Origin of the sequence: Leptospira ognonensis, assembly GCF_004770745.1 — a bacterium.
GTDB lineage: Bacteria > Spirochaetota > Leptospiria > Leptospirales > Leptospiraceae > Leptospira_A > Leptospira_A ognonensis.
Map to the genome: position 1 here is coordinate 27,292 of NZ_RQGD01000047.1, position 20,615 is coordinate 47,906.

19 protein-coding genes are annotated in these 20,615 nt (G+C 40.0%); 16 read left to right on the forward strand and 3 right to left on the reverse strand.

Annotated features, from left to right (window positions below):
* Nucleotides 1-106: 106 nt before the first annotated feature.
* The 9 genes from EHQ58_RS18295 (at nucleotide 107) to EHQ58_RS18335 (ending at nucleotide 10,146) form a co-directional block, all read left to right on the forward strand.
* Nucleotides 107-1,639, forward strand: a complete 1,533-nt coding sequence (locus EHQ58_RS18295) for a methyl-accepting chemotaxis protein (RefSeq protein WP_135625514.1) — start codon at nucleotides 107-109, stop codon at nucleotides 1,637-1,639.
* Nucleotides 1,640-1,727: 88 nt separating this feature from the next.
* Nucleotides 1,728-3,485, forward strand: a complete 1,758-nt coding sequence (locus EHQ58_RS18300) for an acyl-CoA dehydrogenase family protein (RefSeq protein ID WP_135625515.1) — start codon at nucleotides 1,728-1,730, stop codon at nucleotides 3,483-3,485.
* A gap of 102 nt (nucleotides 3,486-3,587) precedes the next feature.
* The gene (locus EHQ58_RS18305; RefSeq protein ID WP_135625542.1) at nucleotides 3,588-4,508 is read left to right on the forward strand and encodes an amidohydrolase family protein; all 921 of its coding nucleotides are present in this window, start codon (nucleotides 3,588-3,590) and stop codon (nucleotides 4,506-4,508) included.
* Nucleotides 4,509-4,602: 94 nt separating this feature from the next.
* Entirely contained in the window at nucleotides 4,603-5,358 is a 756-nt protein-coding gene (locus EHQ58_RS18310; RefSeq protein ID WP_135625516.1) for a hypothetical protein, read from the forward strand.
* Between the two features lie 43 nt (nucleotides 5,359-5,401).
* Nucleotides 5,402-6,721, forward strand: a complete 1,320-nt coding sequence (locus EHQ58_RS18315) for a TonB-dependent receptor (protein WP_246047440.1) — start codon at nucleotides 5,402-5,404, stop codon at nucleotides 6,719-6,721.
* 19 nt (nucleotides 6,722-6,740) lie between these two features.
* On the forward strand, nucleotides 6,741-7,682 hold the full coding sequence (locus EHQ58_RS18320) for a metal ABC transporter substrate-binding protein (protein ID WP_135625518.1): 942 nt from the start codon (nucleotides 6,741-6,743) through the stop codon (nucleotides 7,680-7,682).
* Complete coding sequence (locus tag EHQ58_RS18325) at nucleotides 7,660-8,376, forward strand: metal ABC transporter ATP-binding protein (protein ID WP_135625519.1); 717 nt, start codon at nucleotides 7,660-7,662, stop codon at nucleotides 8,374-8,376. Before EHQ58_RS18320 ends, EHQ58_RS18325 begins: the two co-directional genes overlap by 23 nt.
* Nucleotides 8,369-9,205, forward strand: coding sequence for a metal ABC transporter permease (locus EHQ58_RS18330; protein WP_135625520.1), 837 nt, complete (start codon nucleotides 8,369-8,371; stop codon nucleotides 9,203-9,205). Before EHQ58_RS18325 ends, EHQ58_RS18330 begins: the two co-directional genes overlap by 8 nt.
* A gap of 23 nt (nucleotides 9,206-9,228) precedes the next feature.
* Nucleotides 9,229-10,146: a class I SAM-dependent methyltransferase gene (locus tag EHQ58_RS18335; protein WP_135625521.1), complete on the forward strand. Its 918-nt coding sequence runs from the start codon at nucleotides 9,229-9,231 to the stop codon at nucleotides 10,144-10,146.
* Here EHQ58_RS18335 and tmk read toward each other — a convergent pair.
* Nucleotides 10,108-10,698 (reverse strand): dTMP kinase, encoded by a 591-nt coding sequence (gene tmk / locus EHQ58_RS18340; RefSeq protein ID WP_246047441.1) that lies wholly within the window; start codon nucleotides 10,696-10,698, stop codon nucleotides 10,108-10,110. The two genes, EHQ58_RS18335 and tmk, sit on opposite strands and share 39 nt — an antisense overlap.
* A 91-nt stretch (nucleotides 10,699-10,789) precedes the next feature.
* On the opposite strand from tmk, the gene EHQ58_RS18815 reads away from it, so the two are divergent.
* The 3 genes from EHQ58_RS18815 to EHQ58_RS18350 all read left to right on the forward strand — a co-directional run bounded on the left by EHQ58_RS18815 (nucleotide 10,790) and on the right by EHQ58_RS18350 (nucleotide 14,520).
* Nucleotides 10,790-10,963, forward strand: a complete 174-nt coding sequence (locus tag EHQ58_RS18815) for a hypothetical protein (RefSeq protein ID WP_167883689.1) — start codon at nucleotides 10,790-10,792, stop codon at nucleotides 10,961-10,963.
* 296 nt (nucleotides 10,964-11,259) lie between these two features.
* A complete protein-coding gene (locus tag EHQ58_RS18345; RefSeq protein WP_135625522.1) occupies nucleotides 11,260-12,543 on the forward strand; it encodes an EAL domain-containing protein in 1,284 nt (427 codons plus the stop codon).
* A 36-nt stretch (nucleotides 12,544-12,579) separates the two neighbouring features.
* Nucleotides 12,580-14,520 (forward strand): B12-binding domain-containing radical SAM protein, encoded by a 1,941-nt coding sequence (locus tag EHQ58_RS18350; RefSeq protein WP_246047442.1) that lies wholly within the window; start codon nucleotides 12,580-12,582, stop codon nucleotides 14,518-14,520.
* Here EHQ58_RS18350 and EHQ58_RS18355 read toward each other — a convergent pair.
* On the reverse strand, nucleotides 14,517-15,671 hold the full coding sequence (locus EHQ58_RS18355) for a DUF1577 domain-containing protein (protein WP_135625524.1): 1,155 nt from the start codon (nucleotides 15,669-15,671) through the stop codon (nucleotides 14,517-14,519). The two genes, EHQ58_RS18350 and EHQ58_RS18355, sit on opposite strands and share 4 nt — an antisense overlap.
* 98 nt (nucleotides 15,672-15,769) lie before the next feature.
* Between EHQ58_RS18355 and guaB the strand changes: the two genes are divergently transcribed.
* The 3 genes from guaB to EHQ58_RS18370 are packed head-to-tail and all read left to right on the forward strand — an operon-like array spanning nucleotide 15,770 to nucleotide 18,765.
* Nucleotides 15,770-17,296: an IMP dehydrogenase gene (gene guaB, locus EHQ58_RS18360; RefSeq protein ID WP_135625525.1), complete on the forward strand. Its 1,527-nt coding sequence runs from the start codon at nucleotides 15,770-15,772 to the stop codon at nucleotides 17,294-17,296.
* A gap of 9 nt (nucleotides 17,297-17,305) precedes the next feature.
* The gene (locus tag EHQ58_RS18365) at nucleotides 17,306-18,088 is read left to right on the forward strand and encodes an outer membrane lipoprotein-sorting protein (protein ID WP_135625526.1); all 783 of its coding nucleotides are present in this window, start codon (nucleotides 17,306-17,308) and stop codon (nucleotides 18,086-18,088) included.
* A complete protein-coding gene (locus EHQ58_RS18370) occupies nucleotides 18,085-18,765 on the forward strand; it encodes a 16S rRNA (uracil(1498)-N(3))-methyltransferase (protein WP_135625527.1) in 681 nt (226 codons plus the stop codon). Before EHQ58_RS18365 ends, EHQ58_RS18370 begins: the two co-directional genes overlap by 4 nt.
* Nucleotides 18,766-18,781: 16 nt before the next feature.
* Here the strand turns inward: EHQ58_RS18370 and EHQ58_RS18375 are convergent, their stop codons facing one another.
* Nucleotides 18,782-19,051, reverse strand: coding sequence for a hypothetical protein (locus tag EHQ58_RS18375; protein ID WP_135625528.1), 270 nt, complete (start codon nucleotides 19,049-19,051; stop codon nucleotides 18,782-18,784).
* Between the two features lie 97 nt (nucleotides 19,052-19,148).
* Between EHQ58_RS18375 and EHQ58_RS18380 the strand changes: the two genes are divergently transcribed.
* Nucleotides 19,149-20,606: a hypothetical protein gene (locus EHQ58_RS18380; RefSeq protein ID WP_135625529.1), complete on the forward strand. Its 1,458-nt coding sequence runs from the start codon at nucleotides 19,149-19,151 to the stop codon at nucleotides 20,604-20,606.
* Nucleotides 20,607-20,615 lie beyond the last annotated feature (9 nt).

Consider the following 20,615-nt stretch of genomic DNA (forward strand, 5'->3'; position numbering starts at 1 on the left):
GTTTTCTGTCAATATTTTTTTGCAATCCAGTTGCATCTAAACTGGGATCAAATTTCAAATTCATGAAATTCTTGCCAAGGTTGCGAATCTTAAGCATTCTAGTCGGATGGATCATTTCACTCTGCAAGGCGCAAAGATCATCAATTGGATTCGATTTTTTTTAAGCGTTCTTTTTCTTACAGGTATCTTCTCCGCATTAGGTTCTCTTAAACCGATACAAGTTGCAATCATGATCGCTGCTACTGCGATTTTTATCCTCGGAGGATTTTTGCAAAAGGTATTCATTGCGAAGGGTAAAGGTCCCTATGCCTTTTATTTTATATTAGGCGATACGGTAAGTATGTATATAAGCACACTGGGTCAAGGAATGATAGATAAAGATATATCCATCTCATCTCTGAAATCTGGCATTCAGCTAATTGTTAGCATCTTCATCATCATTTACTCGGGATTACTTTTTTCGCGAAAACAGACTGCGATTATAGGCGCACTTCATACCTTATTGCATATTTTCGTGCTACTCATCGCATATAATTTGGGAATCGAGTTCATTGAACATCCTGAAACATTTAAGATGCCCTATGCTGTCTCATTTACTGTAGAATGTGTAAAAGTTTTATTTGTGGTCACTGCGACAATTACTGTCAGCAGGCTCGTGTATCTGTTAATCCAGGTAAAAGACCAAGCCTTAGCGGAGAAATTAAAATCCGACGAGCATGCCTCCATTGTAGAAACCCAGAAAGCGAACATGGTTGAAATCGCAGGAAAACTCAATACTTCCGTAGCCTCTTTAAAATCTTTCACTGAAGATCTAAATTCCCAAGTACAAAACCAAGCTGCATCTATCGAACAAATCAGTGCCTCTTTGACAGAAATTTCCCAGTCCACAGAAAGTTCTGCTGAGTTCGTCAGAGACCAATACCAGAAAATTGAAAAACTGAATGAAGAGAGCTACAATCTAGATTCTATTGTGAGAGAAGTCAGACATCAAATAGATGAAATTACCAATCAAATCAATAAATCAGCCACCTTCAGCAATGATGTCTCAGATTCGATGAACTCTTTAAATGCTGCTCTTGGTGAGGTCCGGGGCTCGTTTCAAAAAGTAGAAGATGTCAACCAGATTATGAAAGAAATTGCAGACCAAACCAACTTACTTGCCTTAAATGCCTCCATCGAAGCGGCAAGAGCAGGAGAACATGGCAGGGGTTTCGCTGTAGTTGCTCAGGAAGTAGCCAAACTCGCAGACAATTCGGCTAACAATGCAAGTATCATTTCGAAAACAATCACAAAGTCAAGATCGGATTTAGAGATAGGAAACAAATCGGCCGTTAATGCATCGAATATGGCCTCAAACCAGCAAAAAGAGCTAAACCTAATCGAATCAAGTGTTCGTAATTTTAACGAGAAAATCGTTGAAATGCAAAGTCTGAATTCTCGGGTCGTTAGTTCGCAGAAAGAATTAAAACAACTGTCAGCGCAGCTAGAAACTATAGCCAAAGAGCAGTCTATGGGTAACCAAGAGGTCATGCGAGCCGCCCAGACCATCGAGGATGCCATCCAAGTCGTGGCAGACAATACCAGAATCCTGCAAGAACAGATTCAGGAAATTGCAAATCAGTCAGAAAAGATTAGATAACGAACCAATTTTTCACTAAAAAATCGTTTGTGATCTCTGGATGCTCCGATATATTTGATTTAATACTAAACCCGAGGCAGGGAAATATATGATATCAAATAATTACTTTCATGACAACGAAGACCTAAAAGACCACTTCGATTCCCTTACAAACTGGAATGAAATCGTTGAAGCTTACGAAGAAAATTTTTCCGATTATAACGAATACCAAAAAAGTGGAAAAGAAGAATTAGCATACGCACCAGGTAACTTCGAAGATGCGATCGAATACTACAAGCAAACTTTGGATGCATGTGGCGACATCTCAGGAAAAAACATTTCGCAAGTTGCCAAGGCCATGGATGAAGTCGGTTTAAAATATAAAGACGGAAAAGTTACCTTTCCAAAAGAAATGGTGGATGTCGTTGAAAAAATTAAAGCGGCAGGTCTTCTTCCTTACGGGATCCATCGCCATTATGGTGGACTCGGTCTTCCGTCTGTCGTTCAATCCATGTTATCCGAACAAGTATCCCGTGGAGATGGAGCACTTGCGATCACTCTTGGTTGTATGAATCTTGCTGAGACAGTAGAAAGATTTGGAACCGATGAAATGATCCATGAGTATGTTCCCAAAATGGCAGCAGGAGAATTATGTGGGGCGATGGCTCTCACAGAACCAAATTACGGATCCGATCTCCCTAATTTACAGACAAAAGCAGTGAAAGGTGAAGACGGAGTATGGCGAATCACTGGAACCAAACGTTTCATCACGCATGCTTGCGGTTTCAACGAAATTCCTTCAATCATACTAACGCTTGCTAGAACTGGAACTACAACAAGTGGTGCGAGAGGTCTTTCTTTTTTTCTCGTACATTCTAAGGATGTTTTTGTTGCTTCCATTGAAAAGAAAATGGGGCTCCATTGTTCACCAACCTGTGAAGTTGTATTTGAAAATAGTGCCGGTATTCTCATTGGTGAGGAAGGAAAAGGACTTATCAAATATTCCATGGCGATGATGAACCAAGCCAGACTCAATATCGCGGCGCAAGCTATGGGCATTGCGACTGCTGGTTATATGGAAGCAAAAAAGTATGCATCAGAGCGGATTCAGTTTGGAAAGGCAATCGATCAAATACCGGCTGTGAAAAAAATGCTCGATCGCATGGAACGGGAAATCTCGGGTATGCGTTCCATACTATATGAAGCAAGTAGGGCTGTCGATCTTTACCGATGGAAAGAAGAACGGGGCAAAATGAATGGGATTTCCGAAAAGGAAATTAAGAAGGATGAGGAATTCAAAAAATGGGAGAAGTTAGCGGGTTTATTTACCCCGCTCTCAAAATACTATATTACAGAACTTGCTAATACAGTAGCTTATGATGCCATGCAAATTCACGGTGGATCGGGATACACAGAAGATTACGATGTTGCTAGAATTTACAGAGATGTTCGCATCACGAATATCTATGAAGGCACGACTCAACTCCAAACTGTTGCTTGCATCGGTGGTATTGTTTCTGGTATGAGCGAAACCGGTTTTTTTCGAGCGTACTTAAAGGATGAGATGAGCCAATTTGCAGTATCATCCGAATTGAAAGATTTGTGGACCAAGTTTGAAACTGTCGTGAAAGAGTTTGCAGAAATCGACAAAAGCCAACTTCGCGAAGAACTAGCCTTTGAAGTTGTTGAGAGTGCTGCTCGATTCCATATCAGTCTCCTCATGGAGAGAAATATCGGTCGGGCCAAAGTCAACCGAAGAGAGCTTAGAAAATCTCTAACTGAAAGTTACATTCTGGATAGTTCTGCTATCTTAGAGTCTAATTTAACGAAGATTAGGGGAAAGAAAAAGGTTCTGGTTAACGCCTGATCACGATTTTACTCCTTGGATCCTCTAAAGGCAGATCATCTCAAACCCTGTTTTGCGTGTTTTCAAAGTGATGCACCATACAAGGTAAGTAGCGCTGCCAATATAACGGATTCTCGTTTCCAATCACCGTTCGCCTGGAAGACTCCAGGCGAATTCCCACCGATACTAGATGAAGAAGTTCCTCCTCATATCCCGTTACTAGAAAAGTATAAGATCCCATACATCGTAGATATCCATACTCATATCTTCCCAGAGCATGTAATGAAGCTCATTTGGCGTTGGTTTGATTCTGTAAATTGGGCCATTGCATATCGGCAAGATGCATTGGAGAGAATGGCAGCATTAAAACGAAATAAGGTATTACAATACACAACACTCAATTATGCCCATAAGCCGGGTATGGCATCTTGGTTAAATGATTGGACTTTTGAAAATTTTAGCCGTTGGGAAGGCTCCATACCATTTGGAACATTTTTTCCAGAACCTGAGGCTTTTGACTATGTGAGAAAGGCTGTTGAGGAATATCAATTCAAAGGTTTTAAACTTCACTGCGAAGTCGGAAGGTATGATTTAAACGCGAAAGAGTTTGCTCCAACTTTTGAGTATCTTGAAAAAAATCTCATTCCGATTGTGATCCATACGGGGAACGCGCCGAAAAAAGGGAAATTTACTGGCATTGCCTTTTTTAAAGATTTGATGCAGCGGTACCCAAAATTGAAGGTAATTGTCGCGCATATGGGTGCTGATGAAATATTAGAATATACGAAATTACTTTCTAGGTACGAAAATCTATCACTCGATACGACTATGGTTTTTGTGGATTTTTTAGCCACCGGTATGGAGACCGAACAAGCAGTGCCCTTGCTTGAGATCCATCAGGACCAAATCTACTTTGGTTCTGATTTTCCCAACATTCCTTATAACCTTTCTCACCCGATTCTGAACCTTCTAAATTTACCTATAACAGATTCCGCAAAAAGGAAAATCCTCTATGAAAATGGAAAAAGATTGTTGGCAGACTGAGCCTTAAATTTTTTTCTAAATAATACAGAGTTGCAAATAAAACATGGTTGCATTTGCAATTGTGTTGCAATACCATGGCCAGAGGAGATATTACATGAAACAACTAAAACTCGTATTTTTAATTAGCTTAATCTTCCTTGGGCAATGTGCCGAGCTTACTGGTGGTAAGGATAGCGAGGACAAAACAGCCGAGACATTATTATTAGCGCTTACAAACAATGCTGTTTGTCCAAGTGGAACTGCCATTTCGGCACAACCGACGAACGGCACAAGTTATGATTTTACTCAATGTTCAGGTACGGCGACAGCTGCTTTAAAGTTGGCCGGTTTTACTGCCACGGACCTCCAATTGATAGGCGGAATCGTTGGTGGTGGAAATTCCTCAACACTCGTAAGAGATTCTTCTAGTCTTTCTAGTTCTGGTGGTGAGAAAAAAGCGAGCCTTCAAATCACATATGTTCTCTCTGCTTCTGATTCTACGATTGACGTCGTCTTACCTTCGACAACATCTCTCAGTGGTCCTACGTTTCAAATCACTCCAGGTGAAATCAAAAAGAAATCCTCTACTGGTGCGACTTCCTCTCTCGGTGGTAAGGCAGGAACTTGGACTTCTTCCTTATCTCAAGAGAAAACATTATGTTTAGAAGTGCACAATGAAAATGGAGCTCATATTTTCGGATGGGAAGGGCCTTGTTCGAGTGTCTCTCGAACTTCTTACGGCTTCGAAGAGGAGGCTGTTTCTGGTTTCGATTTTTCCGGAGATCGAATTGCATTTCGTATCAACAAGGCAACGATCAAATCCTTAAACGTTTATTCGTCGAATATCGGAACCGCTGGTTCTTTGAGATAAATTTAGCAGTCATTTGGTGGTCAATTTTTCCTTTTCTAAACTTTTGAGAGTTGGGAGCATATTTCTCCTTACTCTCTTTTCTTTTTTGTTACTCGCTCAGACTTCAAAATGGGAATCAGAGTTAGAAGAAGAAACCCCTACAAAAAAAAAGTCTGAAACAAAAATATCTACCGCGCAAAACAATTGGGAAGACGATTTAGAAAAAGATTTAAAAGATCAAGAATCCAGAGAGAAAAGTTCGGTGGGTTCGCGAGGAACGACAACTCCCGTCCAGTCCAACAACCAAATCAATCGTTCTGCACAGAATCTCATGATGGATGTTTCGGTAGCGATCGACATCGTAGGCGCATGGGATCGAAACAAACCGCGAGGAACAAGCGAACGCATCAATAATAAATTGGACGTGAGAACTGCAGAATTCGGATTTAGCGGCGCCGTAGATCAGTGGTTACGTGGTAATTTTTTAGCAGCTGCGCATGGCGAGGACGGCAAATACTATTACGAAGTTCATGAGGCTTGGGTACAACTTCCTTTTTTACCTTTTAATACATCCTTAAAAGTTGGACAGATGTTTTTAGACATTGGCCGCATCAATCGTGTCCACTCGCATGATCGTGCTTTTACCATGACACCGATCGTTCATGAAAAATTTATCGGATGGGAATCTGCAATGGATACCGGAGCTGAGTTTAGTATCTTACTTCCATGGAAAAAAATAACCCAGGAACTCGTGCTAGGAGCCACGAACGGTAAAAAATGGGGACATGCGCACACAGAAGGAGAACAAAAAAATAATCCAATGGGTTATTTTCATTTGAAAAATTTTTACTATTTTGGAAACAACTGGGGAACTCAGTTTGGTTTTTCCGGGGTTAGATTTGAACCCACGACAAACAGGCGTAATGTACGATATCTTTATGGCGCAGATGCAGTCTTGAGATGGAACCAGTCGAATTTACGAGAGATTATGCTTCTAACGGAAGCTTGGTACCAACAAGAAATTTTCCCTGAAACCATAAATGCATCAACGTATGAAAGGCAGAAAAGTCCTTCTAAGGACCAGTGGGGCTATTATCTATTTGCGGATTATAAATTTCATCAACTTTGGTCTGTGGGCGCCAGATACGATTATTTCACAGACAAAAGCCTCGTGATGAAGGATGGAACTCCCGCAAAAAATGCTATTGAGGCGCAATCTTTGCAAGCGACCTTTCATAGTTCTGAATTCGGAAAAATTCGCGCCTCCTTTGAAAGGAGATACATTCAGGATTTTTCCAAAGAGGATTTTCAGGAAGTCAGAGAATATCGATTTTATATTCAAACTGTTGCCATTTTGGGCTCGCACCCAGCACATAGTTATTAGGTCAGGAAGGGAGGTGCATATGAATCGAGGGAAAGTTTATCAATTGGCGCGAGTGTCCTTTTTGGCTACGGCATTATTATTTTTTGTTTCATTGAATCTGGAAGCAAAAGTTTCCCTTGTGGCAACTCTTACGGATATCAAGTATCTCGCCGAACAAATCGCAGGGGACAGGGCTGAAGTTTACGGAATGATCCGAGGAACGGACGATCCACATTTTGTAATGACGAGACCAGATTTTTTGGTTAAATTGAACGAGGCAGATGTACTTTGTGTCATCGGTCTGGATCTCGAAGTCGGTTGGGTTCCGTATTTACAACAACAATCGCGAAATGTAAAAATTCAAAAAGGTCAACCTGGATATTGTGATACCTCTGTTGGTGTCAAAATCTTAGGTGAGCCTACGGTTATGATGGATCGTTCTATGGGTGATATGCACATTTATGGGAATCCGCATTACTGGAACGATCCCATCAATGCCATACAAATGGCTTCCAATATAAAAAATGCACTCACTCGAGTAGATGCCATCAATTCTGAATATTATGAAAATAATTTCAACCAGCTGAAAAAGAAACTCATTGCATTAACAAAAGAAGAATTAAAAAAAATGGAACCTTACTTCGGTTTGAAAGTGGCCGTCTTTCATGACCAGTTTATTTATTTAGGGAATCGATTCAAATTCAATGCCAATTTAACGATAGAGGAAAGACCAGGAGTGCCACCTTCCGTACGTTATATGGATCAGGTGGTTTCTTATATGATTTCTGGAAATATAAAGATAATTTTGATCGGACCCTATCATAACCCAAAATATGCTGAGTATGTTTCCTCGAAGGTCCCAGGAAGCATCGTCGTCGTCCTTCCCGTCTCAGTTGGTGGAACCAATGAGTCAACGACCTATGAAGAAACCTTAAAATTGATGCTCCAAAGAATTCGTGATGCTGCAGATAAGACTAAATAATAAAGAGATTTACGATTCGCATTTTATCAAAGTCGAATCCCTTTCGGTAGGTTATCGTAAAGGATTTCCTGTAGTTTCTGATATCAATTTTTCAATTTTTCCTGGCAAAACTTATGCACTGATAGGTGGCAATGGTGCTGGGAAAACAACGCTCTTTCGTACCTTAACTGGTTTGTTATCTCCCTTAGCGGGCAACATCCAGTTTTCAAAATCCATTTCGACCTCTTATGTTCCCCAAGCAAAAAAAATGAGACTCGACTATCCTCTAAAAGTAGAGGAGGTGCTTCTCATGCCTAAGAATATCGGACTGAGTTTTTTACCGAAGAAGAGATTTTCTGAATCAGAACTCAGTCTCATTGAAAAGACAGGGATTAGCGAATATCTAAAAAAACAAATTTCAGAGTGTAGCGGTGGTCAGTTGCAGAGAGTTCTTATCCTTAGATCCCTACTTACGAATGCTGATTTAATTTTTCTAGATGAGCCCATGGATTCTTTAGATCACAAATCGAGAGATCTTTTCCAATTTGTATTACAAGACTATATCGCCACGGGACAAAAATCTCTCTTTTTTATTACGCACAGTCTCAACCATGATTGGAAAAATGGATTTGATGAAATCTTTGAAATAGATGAGGGAAAATTTTACAAAATCTCTGATGGAGAACGGCCTCCTAATTGCCATCACCATGATTAATATACTCAAAAATTGGGATTTGTTTCTTCCGCAAATGGTAATAGGAAGTGTGATAGGCGCACTTCTGAGCGTCATTGGTATTTTGCTTGTGTTACGTAACATGACTTTTTTTGGCGTAACCCTTTCTCAAGCAGTTACTTTTTCTGTAGCCTTTTCTCTATTTATGGCATGGGAGAATGAACTTGCACCCATCGTCATCTCTATGATTTTGATTTTTCCGATGCTTCTGCTTCGAAAGAACAACTCATTTAAAGAAGAAGTGATTCTCGGGATTTTATTTGTTTTTTTTGCTTCACTATCCCAGGTATTACTCTCCTTAGGTGGTAATGTTCAAAATCATCTACTCGCTTCTTACTTTGGAGACATCTTAACCTCTCAGGTAAAATTAAACTCACTTAGCGTTTGGTTAGCTCTTTTTTCCTTTATTCTCTATATTGCTCTTTTTAGAAGATTTCTTTTTCTCAGTTTTGATAGGGAAGAATACCGCATCCAAATTGGAAACCCTATCCTCTATGATACTCTTTTTTACATGATCCTTTCCGTGGCAGTGACCGTAGCCGTAAATTTGCTTGGATCATTTTATTCGATAGCTCATATGCTCATTCCCGTTTTTACATTATTACCCTTTGTAAAATCAACTCGTTCCCTTGCGATTTTATGTATTTTATTTTCAATTCTTGGGACTGCGGGCGGATTTCTTTTGAGCCTAACTGGTATCAATTATCATGGAGAGGAAATTTACTTTCCAACCTCATCTCTGATCATACTTTTTATGTGCGTGCTATCATTTTCCTTTATACTTGTTCGTAGTTTATTGAAGCGGTTTTAAAGATTCGTACCGATATTTTAGGTATGGAACTCATACCTTGCAATACCTGCGGATCTTTAAAATTTAAGACCATTTACCATAAATCAAGCCCGCGTGGTGAAACGTTTTCGATTGTCAAATGCAAAAGTTGTGAGTTGGTCCAAGTTAATCCGCAGCCAAATTTTGACGAAGTGATGAAATATTATGAAGACTCCTATTTTACCCAAAGGACTGATAGGGGTTATGATAATTATTATTCCGATAAAATTAAAAATGAAATTAGCCGAGTATTCAAATTAAATTTACGTGATTTAGGATTTTTTGATTGGGAATGTATCTATCAATCTACAAAGACTAAAACATTAGCCTCACTCGATATCGGTTGTGCCGCCGGATACTTTGTTGATTTTATGAAAAATAGAGGTTATGCGGCAGAAGGAATTGAGATCGCAGACGGTCCCGTAAATTTTGCTAGAAATCAGTTAGGTCTAACGATTCATAAAGAAAATTTCCTTTCCTGGGATACAGACGCTACTAAAAAATATGATCTGATCACGCTTTGGGCGACTATCGAACATCTCCACCAGCCAAAAGAAACTTTAGTAAAAATCAAATCTCATTTGAACCCAGGTGGAACACTGATCATATCAACTTGCAGATATGGCATTCTTGCTTGGTGGCACGGACTGGCCTGGCGATACCTCAATGTGCCTGAGCATCTTTATTATTATTCTTTATCAGGATTAAAGACTTTGTTACTTACTATCGGATTTAAAGATTCAAAATCCTTATCTTATGGAAGTGGAATGACTGCTAAAGCAAATGCTGGTTTCTTTTTCAATCTGGTAAAATCTATCCTTGATCGGTTCGTTAAAATCACGAATCAAGGAGACATGATGGCAATTCGTGTCGTGTTTAACGATTCAAGTCAGAACGATACTCTCAAGAACCGCAGTAACTAAATCTTCGATACTTTGCGTCGCGTCCAAAAAAATAGTATTTTCAGGTAAAATTTTCATATAGTTCTGATAGATTAAGTTTTGTTTTTGATCCTCATCGAAGAATTCTGATTTTCCACCACGGAGAGCTCGTCTCTCAGCTGCTTCTTCGGGAGTAATATCCAAAAAGAAAACTTGGTTTGGAATGGGAAATCCTTCTCTATAGTTGATTTCTAGTATTTCTTCTGCAGATAAAGTCGAGTTACCCTGATAGGCTGCTGTTGAATAAATATATCTATCTTGAATTATAATGTTATGTTTTTCTAAATTTGGTATTATAACATTCCGAACCGATTCGGAGCGATCCTTGATAAACAAATCCATCTGTTCTTTAGTTGTGAGTTCGATTCGCCCAGATAAAAAATTTCGAATCTGTTTACCGTAGATGCCGTCTGTAGGTTCCCGATGCCAAACTTTATTTATGTTTGGTGGGACAGGAAGCATTTCGACAATCTTTTTAGATAAAGTGGTTTTGCCCGACCCATCTATGCCTTCAAAAACAAAAAAATGACTCATTCTTACTATCGATTCCCTCGTTCCGCTGAGCATTCATCTTTTTTTGTCGACTTTTTTATGCACGGCAAAAAATTAGCAATAGGAGCCAAAAATGAAAAAAATTATACTCACTCTGGTCATTGCTATTTTTGCTATTACGCTTGTTAATTGTGCATCGAAAGAGGTGAAGGAAACTCCACCGCCACCTACTGTTGAAGAGCCAAAACCTTCAAAAAAACCAAAACTTGATGAATCCATGAGACAAAGAAAAAGCGATATCAAATAAGATTTCTCTTTTTTCGGGGCTCGGGAGTGGTAATACTTTTGGGTCCCTCGCTCGGTTCTGACGGACCCTACCTGATTTTCTTTACTCACAATTAATTCATTCATACAGATTGCTTAAATAACTGACAATTTGCCTTCCTTTGTTTTTTCCGGCTGTATAATATCTAAACAATCTGCTCAGAATGTTTGGTTAATCCATATTTATACATGTTAGTTAGGTAATTCTGTGCTAGCATCCAAGATGCAAGCAACGGATGGGGTTTGGTACTGATCTTGCAGTTGATATGATAACCATATATGCTCATCAGCGAAAAAGATAGAAGAGAATCGGCAGACTGGGAGTCTTGGCTCACCTCAGGTGTCCTAATCCCTGTATTTCAGCCCATACTATCCTCCGAATCTACGGGAGTTTTTGGGTATGAAGTCCTTGGAAGATTAAAAACAGAATCGGGGCTCACGAGCCTGGGTCCCTTTTTTCTAGCAATCGATGAGGCAAGAGGATCCAAGGTAGACTTTTATAAAACTAGTGATCTTTTCCGAATTAAGAAAAAAGTTGATCGTGAAATCCGTTATCAAGCCCTAAAAAAATTTAAGGAAGAAGCACCGCCAGAAACGAAATTATTCATAAATGTGTCTCCACATTTGATGTTTGATTCACTCCATAATTTTCCATCTAAGCTACCTTATACGATTCGAGTCGTAAGGGAACTTGGTATCGATCCTACGCGTATCGTGATCGAAATCACGGAAGAACGATTCGAACATAATTTGGAAGTTTTAAAACCAATCTTAAATTTATACAGAAGTGAAGGCTTTAGTATCGCAGTTGATGATGCTGGTTCTGAAGCATCCAATCTGGATCGAATTGGACTTTACCATCCAGAAATTATAAAAGTCGACTTACAAATGTTAAGGAGATCTACCTTTTCAAGAAACTTTAAAGAGATTTTGTTGAACTTATCAAGATTAGGCGAATCATTAGGAAGTTCACTGCTCTTTGAAGGTATTGAATCGAATGACGAACTTTATAACTCATTAAACTATGGCGCGAGGTACATCCAAGGATATTATTTTGCAAAACCAGATACCGAGTTTGCGAAAAAATTTGGTTTTCGAAAGGCCATGAGCGGAGCTCTGGAATATTTTCATTCACGAAAAAATGAAGAAATGGAAAGAGAGATCAACTGGGAGATTAGATGGAAGGAGAAACTTTCCAAAGTCACTTTGGGCTTTGACAATCATGACGGTGTTTGGGAGTGGGATAGCAAGGATCTTTCCGAAATATCCAAAGATAAGGATTTCTTTCGGATGTACATAACCAATCCGTTTGGATTTCAACTCTCGCCAAATTATTTTCGCGATGGCAAAAAGGGTTTAAGCGCTGATTATTCCTTTCTTGGAAAAAACTGGTCGTGGCGTCCCTATTTTTTCGAGCACATTCATAAATCGAGAACCAGTCTTGATTCCTGGGCGATCTCCCCGATCTATCATGATATCTCCGAGAATGTAATGCTTCGCACCTTCTCACGAGATTTTGGCGATAATTTGATTCTCTTCATAGATATTATACTTTCTAAGTAGGGAAAGTTTTTTACACACAGAGCGGTATTTGATCCAATGGATTCGAGAGTCCCATTGGCTACGATCAAACTTCTTCAACTCCCTGTTCCACCTCCTTCCTATTATGCGGCTACTGGAAACGTACCTCTTGCCGCTGCTAGTCTCGCTAGCTCACTCTCCATTGGAGAAGGTTCAAGCCTTTCTGTGGATGCGAGTGCGATCTCGCCAGAAGATACGGACGTAATGGGTGATGTCGAGCTTGTTGACTTTATACTAGAATCAGATCCTGAGTATGTCGGTTTTTCTCTATACCTTTGGAATACAGAACGCAGCCTTCACATTGCTAACGAAATTAAGAAACGAAAAAAGGATACAACGATCATCATTGGCGGTCCAGAGGTCGGCGCAGACAATCCTTTCGTTTTAAATGAGACTGGTTACGATATTGCCGTAAGCGGGGAAGCAGAACATAGTTTTTATAAATTAATGAAAACTCTTCTGTCAAAAGGAGATTTGCATGAAATCGAAAATATCGCTTATCGAAAACCTAACGGAAAGCTCACTGACTTTTCTAAGGAATTGGCTGCCGATTTTCCCTTAAATGAATTTCCTTCACCCTACGTATCAGGATTTTTAGCGGTCAATCCAAATCGGTCCACTTATCTTGAAACCGTTCGCGGATGTAAATCCCAATGTACCTATTGTTTTTATCCCAAATCTTCTCAGAACTTACGGACTCTAGACATTGATGAAACCGTACGATTGATCACCCAGCTGAAAGACCAAGGAGCCAAAGAGCTTGTATTCCTCGATCCGACTTTCAATCACAGACCAGGCTTTGAAAAATTTTTAGACGCTATTGCACTGGTCAATGCAGACAAACAAATGTCTATGTTTGCTGAACTTCGTAGTGAAGGTGTTACACCGATACTTGCCAAAAAAATGGCAAAGGCTGGATTTAATCGTGTGGAACTCGGCATGCAGTCTATTAATCCAGAAACTTTAAAGAGAGTGAAGCGTTATGGTGATCCGCATAAAGTCGCTGAAGTGGCAAAGATGCTTGCCTCGGAAGGTATCGAACTTCTGTTAGATTTGATCATTGGTCTACCAGGGGACAAACCTGAGGATGTGGAAAGAGGCATTCATTTCTTTTTAGAGCATGGACTCGGGCAATGGGTGCAGGCCTTTCCACTTTCTCTCCTTCCTGGAACGGCGATGAGAAAGGATGCAGAACGAGATGGGCTGATTTATATGCCAACACCTCCGTATCGCATCATTCGCACCCCTGACTTCAGCGAAGAGGATTTGATACAATCTCTTTACCTCGCGGAAGATTTATTGGACCGAAGGATCGACGAATTTCCTAGACCATTTCTCTGTGAACCAGTTGAATCTCTAAGAGATACTTTTTATTTAAATCTAACAAAAGTAAGTTCCGACGAATCAATTCGTAGGGTATCGAGACCAGGAACAAGGCATCATGCGGTTTGGTTTGAGTCGGAGAACTGGGATCGTGACCAAAGTTTAGTGAACGAGTTGGTAAAAAGAAGACTTACGATGGATCCATTTTGCACCATTGATTTTGTTTTTTATACAGATCAGATCCTCTCACATAAATTCTTTGCGAATGTCAAAGCAGAAATAGCGAAAGCAAAGCAGAGTTATCTTTCTCGGGTGCTGGCTCATCGGGATGAAAATATGCAGCACCGACTCATTTGTATCCAAAAAATGGATGCGGATTTAGGAGGGACGTTTGCTGAATCTATGTTTGCACGCAGTGATTTATTTTATTATGAGGAGAGGAAACTTTCCTCACTACCGAAAAATCTCGTGGATATTGGCATAAAGATCCCAATGGTTTTTGTGAACGATGAAAATTGTCCAGAAAGGTTATGGACAGATTTGAAAAACTCTGTGGATCCTGAGGCAATCTCCTTTCGTTCTCGCAAGTTAGAAAAGAGATGGGCAGTCGAAGTTTTGGGGTATGGCGAAGTTTAAGACTTTGATTGTGCCTTTCTCAAAGCTTCCACGTTTTCCAAGAACCTCTTTTTCTCGCCCGGACGCGAAGAATGACCCGCAAGCGCCAGACCGACTGTTAGGTGACCTTCTTGGTCTTTTTGGATCGACTTGATTTGTCCAAACGCTGTTAAGGGAGCTTGCATCTTAAAGAAAATATCAAAATGAAAGCCACCAAGTTTTGGTAAAGATTGTAATAGGTCAGGGTGGTCGATTTTTACTTTCAAACCGCCTTCAGAAATATCCAGAACGGGATACTTCCCATCTGATTTGATCAAATTCGAATTCCGGATTCTGTCTACCATTTCGAAGGCAATGGTTTTTGTTTCCATGGCTTTCGCTAAATCAAATTTCTCAGATTTGCTTTGCATTTGAATGTATCCAATCGGAATCGAATCCTCCTCATCGTTTAAGTAGATGATGGGAATGATAAGTTCAGAGATAATTTTTTGATTTCTGAATTGATTCATTTCCTTTGGGATTTCTGAATCAACATCATCTGCGAAGACTATAAAGTCTTCCATCAATGCCGTTTTATAGGAAGCCTCGTTTTGTGTATCTTCGATTAACAAGAGTTTTTGGGTTTTTTTTACTGTTCTAACTTTTTCTTCGTCATTTGTGGAGAAAGTGGAAATTTTAATGAAGTCACATTTATCTTTCAGTTTTGTTTCATAATCTTGAAAATTGACTTTTACGGCAGTGGGAACATGAAACATATCAGTTTCAATTTTTGCCTTTGAAGATATGATATTAGTGATCCAGGCCTGACCTGGTTGTAAATAAACACGTTGGCTATCTCTATCTTTTTTTGCGATCGCGATTTTATCAAGATTGAGAACATAAGACGATTCGCCTTTCTCCTGTTCTACGGTACATTCAAGATGGAGATACCTGCCAAGAATTTTATATAGGGTTATTTTTTGACCGATTGCAAACGTAGTCGTAGGCCTTGAGTGTACTAATATTTTTGTACCGTCTCCTGCTACTTTTTTTAAAACACATACGTCACCGGGAGGATCCGAATCTTTGATATTCAATTCCTGATTGAGTAGAAATTTTGTAAGTACATGTAGTTTTTTCTCCTTATCAGAGAAAATATCCAAAGATCGTTTTGTACGTTCTATTGTTTCCATTTCAGACCGTGTTTCCCTTAGATTATCGGAAACAAAATGTAGGAAATTCTCTTGCACGCACAGTTTTCTTGCCTAGAGTAGAAAAAGGAAGGATAATTATGTCAAATCACACCCCCTTCGGGATCGAACTCTTAGACGGAGTCAGTGGAGATGAACTATTTTCACAAAATTTAGGGCTTACATACCGTGATTTTCTAGTGCTCCCAGGATACATCGATTTTAATCCCAGCGATGTAGAGCTTGATACGAAGCTTTCAAAAAACATAACCCTAAAACGACCCCTGATGAGTTCTCCCATGGACACGGTAACCGAGTCTGATATGGCGATCGCACAGGCTCTTATGGGTGGCATCGGAATCATTCATTATAATAACTCTCTTGAAGACCAAGTGGAACTCGTAAAAAAGGTGAAGCGTTACGAAAACGGTTTCATTAAAGATCCTATCCTTCTCTCTCCCGAGCATACAATTTTCGATTTAGACGATATCAAAGAAAAACATGGGTTTAGCGGGATTCCGATCACAGAGGATGGCACACAAAATACAAAACTTGTAGGAATGGTTACGAATCGTGATGTCGATTTCGAACCAAACAGGGAGACTAAACTTGGCAAAGTGATGACCAAAGATTTGATCACTGCGGAAGTAGGGATTAGTTTACGGGAAGCCAACGATATCTTACGCACAAGTAAGAAAGGAAAACTTCCGATCATAGACAAACAAGGGAAACTTGTTGCTCTGATCTGCCGAAGCGATTTAAAAAAGAACAAAGAATTCCCACAAGCATCCAAAGATGATTCAAAAAAATTACGTGTGGGAGCTGCACTTTCAACACTTCCAGAATCTCGTGAACGAATCGCCGCCTTATCAGCAATAGGTGTCGATGTGATTACCATAGATTCTGCACAAGGGAACTCATCTTATCAAATAGAGATGATCCAGTTCATCAAAAAGAATTTCCCTAATGTGGATGTCATTGCAGGGAATGTGGTCACACAAGGACAGGCTGCGAATTTGATTGCTGCGGGTGCGGATGGCCTTCGCATCGGAATGGGACCAGGTTCCATTTGTATCACGCAGGATACGATGGCAGTAGGCAGAGCCCAGGCGACGGCGGTTTTCAAAACGGCCCAATATGCTACAAAACATAATGTTCCCGTGATTGCTGATGGTGGGATCTCCAATATAGGCGATATTGCCAATGCTCTGGCCATAGGTGCCTCGATGTGTATGATGGGATCTATGTTTGCAGGCACAAAAGAAGCGCCTGGTGAGTATTTTTATGAGAATGGAATTCGTCTAAAACGTTATCGCGGTATGGCAAGTTTGGAAGCAATGAACAAGGGTGGGGACAAGAGGTACTTTTCTGAGTCTCAAAAGATCAAGGTTGCACAAGGTGTGTCCGGGTATGTCGTCGATAAAGGATCAGTACTTAATTTGATTCCGTATCTGATACAAGGTTTGAGACAATCCTTTCAGGACATGGGTTATAAAAATATTGCCGACCTACACAATGCGCTAAGACTTGGGAAACTTCGATTTGAAAGAAGAACGGAATCAGCCCAGGCACAAGGATCGGTTCATGGCTTGTATTCTTATACGAAACCATCGATGCGAGTGGAATAGAGTTTAATGATGCGAAAATTTATTTTTTTATCTTTGTTCCTACTTTCTTTTCTCGCTGCAGGAAATAGGGAGCTTGTTGCCCAAAAAGCCGTTGAGTTGTCTGCTCAGGAACTTTTGGCTCGTCTGGATAAGGAGCTAGATTTTGGAAAGGGACTTGTCAAAGGAAACTACGTTCTCATCCGACGAAATGGACAATCAGAAACTTGGAAGATCAATCGCTTCTTTAATGGCGAAGATGCTCTCTACCTCTTTGATCGCAAAGGAAGAGGCCTCGAAACAAAACTTCTCACAAAGGATGAAGGGGAGAATGTATTTCTTTTCAATGTGGGAGCCGCGAAATTATTTAAGAAAACAGATGATGAAAAATATGAAGCCCTAATGGGTACGGGATTTTTCTATGTAGATCTTTCCGGATATTCATACCAGGCCAATTACAATCCTCTTGTCAATGGGGAGCTTGAGATTGGAGGGGAAATGTACTACCGAGTTTCCTTAAAACCTATCCTCCCTTATTTTTATAAAAAGCTTGTTTTGCTTGTGAATAAAAAAGACCTAAAGCCGTATCGGATCGACTTTCATGATCGTGATGGGATTTTATTTAAAACTTTAAACCTAAAGTATGGAAACGTAAAGGTTAAAGATGTCGGAAAAACAGAGGACATCGAAAAAGCATCCCGATGGGAGATGTTAGATTTGAATACTGGTAGCATCACCGTCTGGGAAATACAAGAAGTAGATAAATCCGTGACACCGGATGACTCTCTCTTTGCGGTAGACAACCTTAGCAGATGACAGAAGGAGATTTGATTCTCTTTCGCGAAGGCTTTCTTCCGACTCCATCGTTACAGTTCACCTCAGAGGAATGGGCCCATGCTAGAGCGCGAAGGTTGGATCGGGGTGATCATCTCGTTGAGATTAGAGATGGATTAGGAAAATCCTTCCTTTACCGACTTTCACCTAACAAAAAAGAATTATTTTTAGTCGAGGAAAAATTTTTAATCCAGAGACTAAAGGCCCTAGCCATTGCGATCGCATTGCCGAAGGGCAATCGACTTGATTTTTTTTTACAGAAAGCAACTGAAATTGGAATCTCAAAAATCTTTTTTTGTGAATTCGAACATTCTGTGCGGAAAGAATTTAACATAGAGCGGGCTAAAAAAATCGTGAGTGAGGCTGCCAGTCAATCCAAACAACCAGATCTCCTTCAAATGGAAATCGTCACCGCTATGGATTGGTTAAAAGAAAATAAAACAAGAGTACTCATTCTTGATCCTCATGCAGACCAGTCTTTCCAGTCCACTCTCTTAGCTGAAAAAATTCCCGTGATTGGGCCTGAAGGTGGATTTTCAAAATCAGAAATCTTAAAAATGGACGGATGGAACTTGGAGCGAGTGAGGCTGAATGGGGGCATTTTACGAACGGAAACAGCAGGAATCGTTGCCGCATCGTTACTCGCTTACGGCACTTAAATTGTAATGGATTCTACTATTTGTTTGAGATGAGTAAATAGATATTTGTAACGCTGCAATAGGTGGAACAATTGGAAAAGCAAGTCGTTGCCGTTGGGTAATTGTCACCGGTCAATGTGGGGTAGGTTGCAGCACAACTTGCCTGACAGGCAGTGAGAGAGCCTCCGTTACATCCGATGAGATACGTCAGGACGTTTTTCTGGATGGTAGTATCCTCCCGTTTTTGGCAGTCAGAGAAAAAAAGGACCAGGCTGAATAGGATCAGGACTTTTTGAAAAGCACTCATATTTCTTAGACTTGGATGTGAGGGGATTTCGTCAATCCTATCGTAAATCTCTTGACCGATTCCATTCTTACGTATGCTCTAGAGAAGATTCCAAGCTATGTCAGATAATGCCAAAAAAGTTTTAGAAAAAAAAGCTCAGGGTGATTATGATTTCACCCCTTACGGTGAGTTTCTCGCTTATTTTCACGCACATATAGATATTTTTAAGAAATTGCTCAAGGCTAAAAATATCGATCCTGGCAAAATTGAAGCAATTGTAAAATCTGCTAAAAGTTATATGACAGCAAACATCAAAAAGACGGACCATTTTTTTGAGCACCTCCCGCAATTTGCTACTTTGCTTGGCATTCCGCAAAATGAAATCTCGGCCTACTTAAATACGAACTTCATTGAAATTCTTGGAAAAGTAAAAGAAAAGTTAAAGGGCCAGGAACTCGAAAAGTTAGACAAAGTTCCTGAAATACGCTATGAAAGGATCTCTGAGGAAATTGTTGACGGATTAAAATTTGTATTCCCTCCTAATTTTCGTTTCGCGGAGAAAGGGATTTTACTTGTTCTCGAGAATGATCAAACAGGAGAGATCATCGAACCACAGGGTCTGATGGCTGAATCCGCAAAGGCAGCACTAGCGATATCCACTTCGTCCGACGAGAAGGTAACGCCTCCATCCTTAACCGAGGCTTTGACGCAGGCCAACGCTCCACCCCCACAGGTTAAAAAAGCCAGTATCATTCCAGTTAAAGAAAAATCCATACTCCAAGAAATCGTTGAGGAATGTGGCCAAAGTCTAACAGGCGAAAAGTTAGAAATACATGTCGGTCCACCCATAGATGAAAATCACACAATAGAAACACCTACATCCGAATCCAAAAAAGATGATTATGAAATTGAGGATTTGGAATTTGAAGGCGAAAGTGAGTCTTCTGATGAATCTGAGTCGAAAACTTCTGACCCAATGTTAGATGATTTCGATGAAATTTCGATCTCAGAACCTGAGCCAGACATTGAACCCGATATTCCGACAGATCCGTATCTTGCTAGAGTAGAAAATTATGCGCTTAAAGAATATATTGACTTAACAGGCGTTATTTCCTCCTTCCAGCAAAAAGCCGACCAAGTTGGATACCAAAATTGGTTGCGAGGGTTAGATGAATTTGAAAAAAGTCTTATCTCCATACGTTCCAGTTTACTTAAAGAGCAGAAGGGAGAGTCGGTAGATTGGAACCAAATATTCCAAGGACTCACTGCGAAGACACCATTCCAAAGAGAAACATTAGATATTTTAATCATTAAACTCAAGAATTTCCAATGGGTCAAAATGACTTTGGATCGAGCTATCCTGGAACTCAAAAAAGGCAGCCCTGAATTTGTAAACTTGGTTCGGATGGCTTGGCCTCATATACAGAAAGCCTTTTTTGATATTCCTAACTATGAATTGGTGCAAAAGACCTTGAAAGGGATTTTGTCTCGAGTCAATGATGAAGCTCATCGTAAAGAATTCACAAGAATTTTTTCCATGGCTCTTAATTTCATTCAATCAAAATATAAGGCATAATTCAAATGT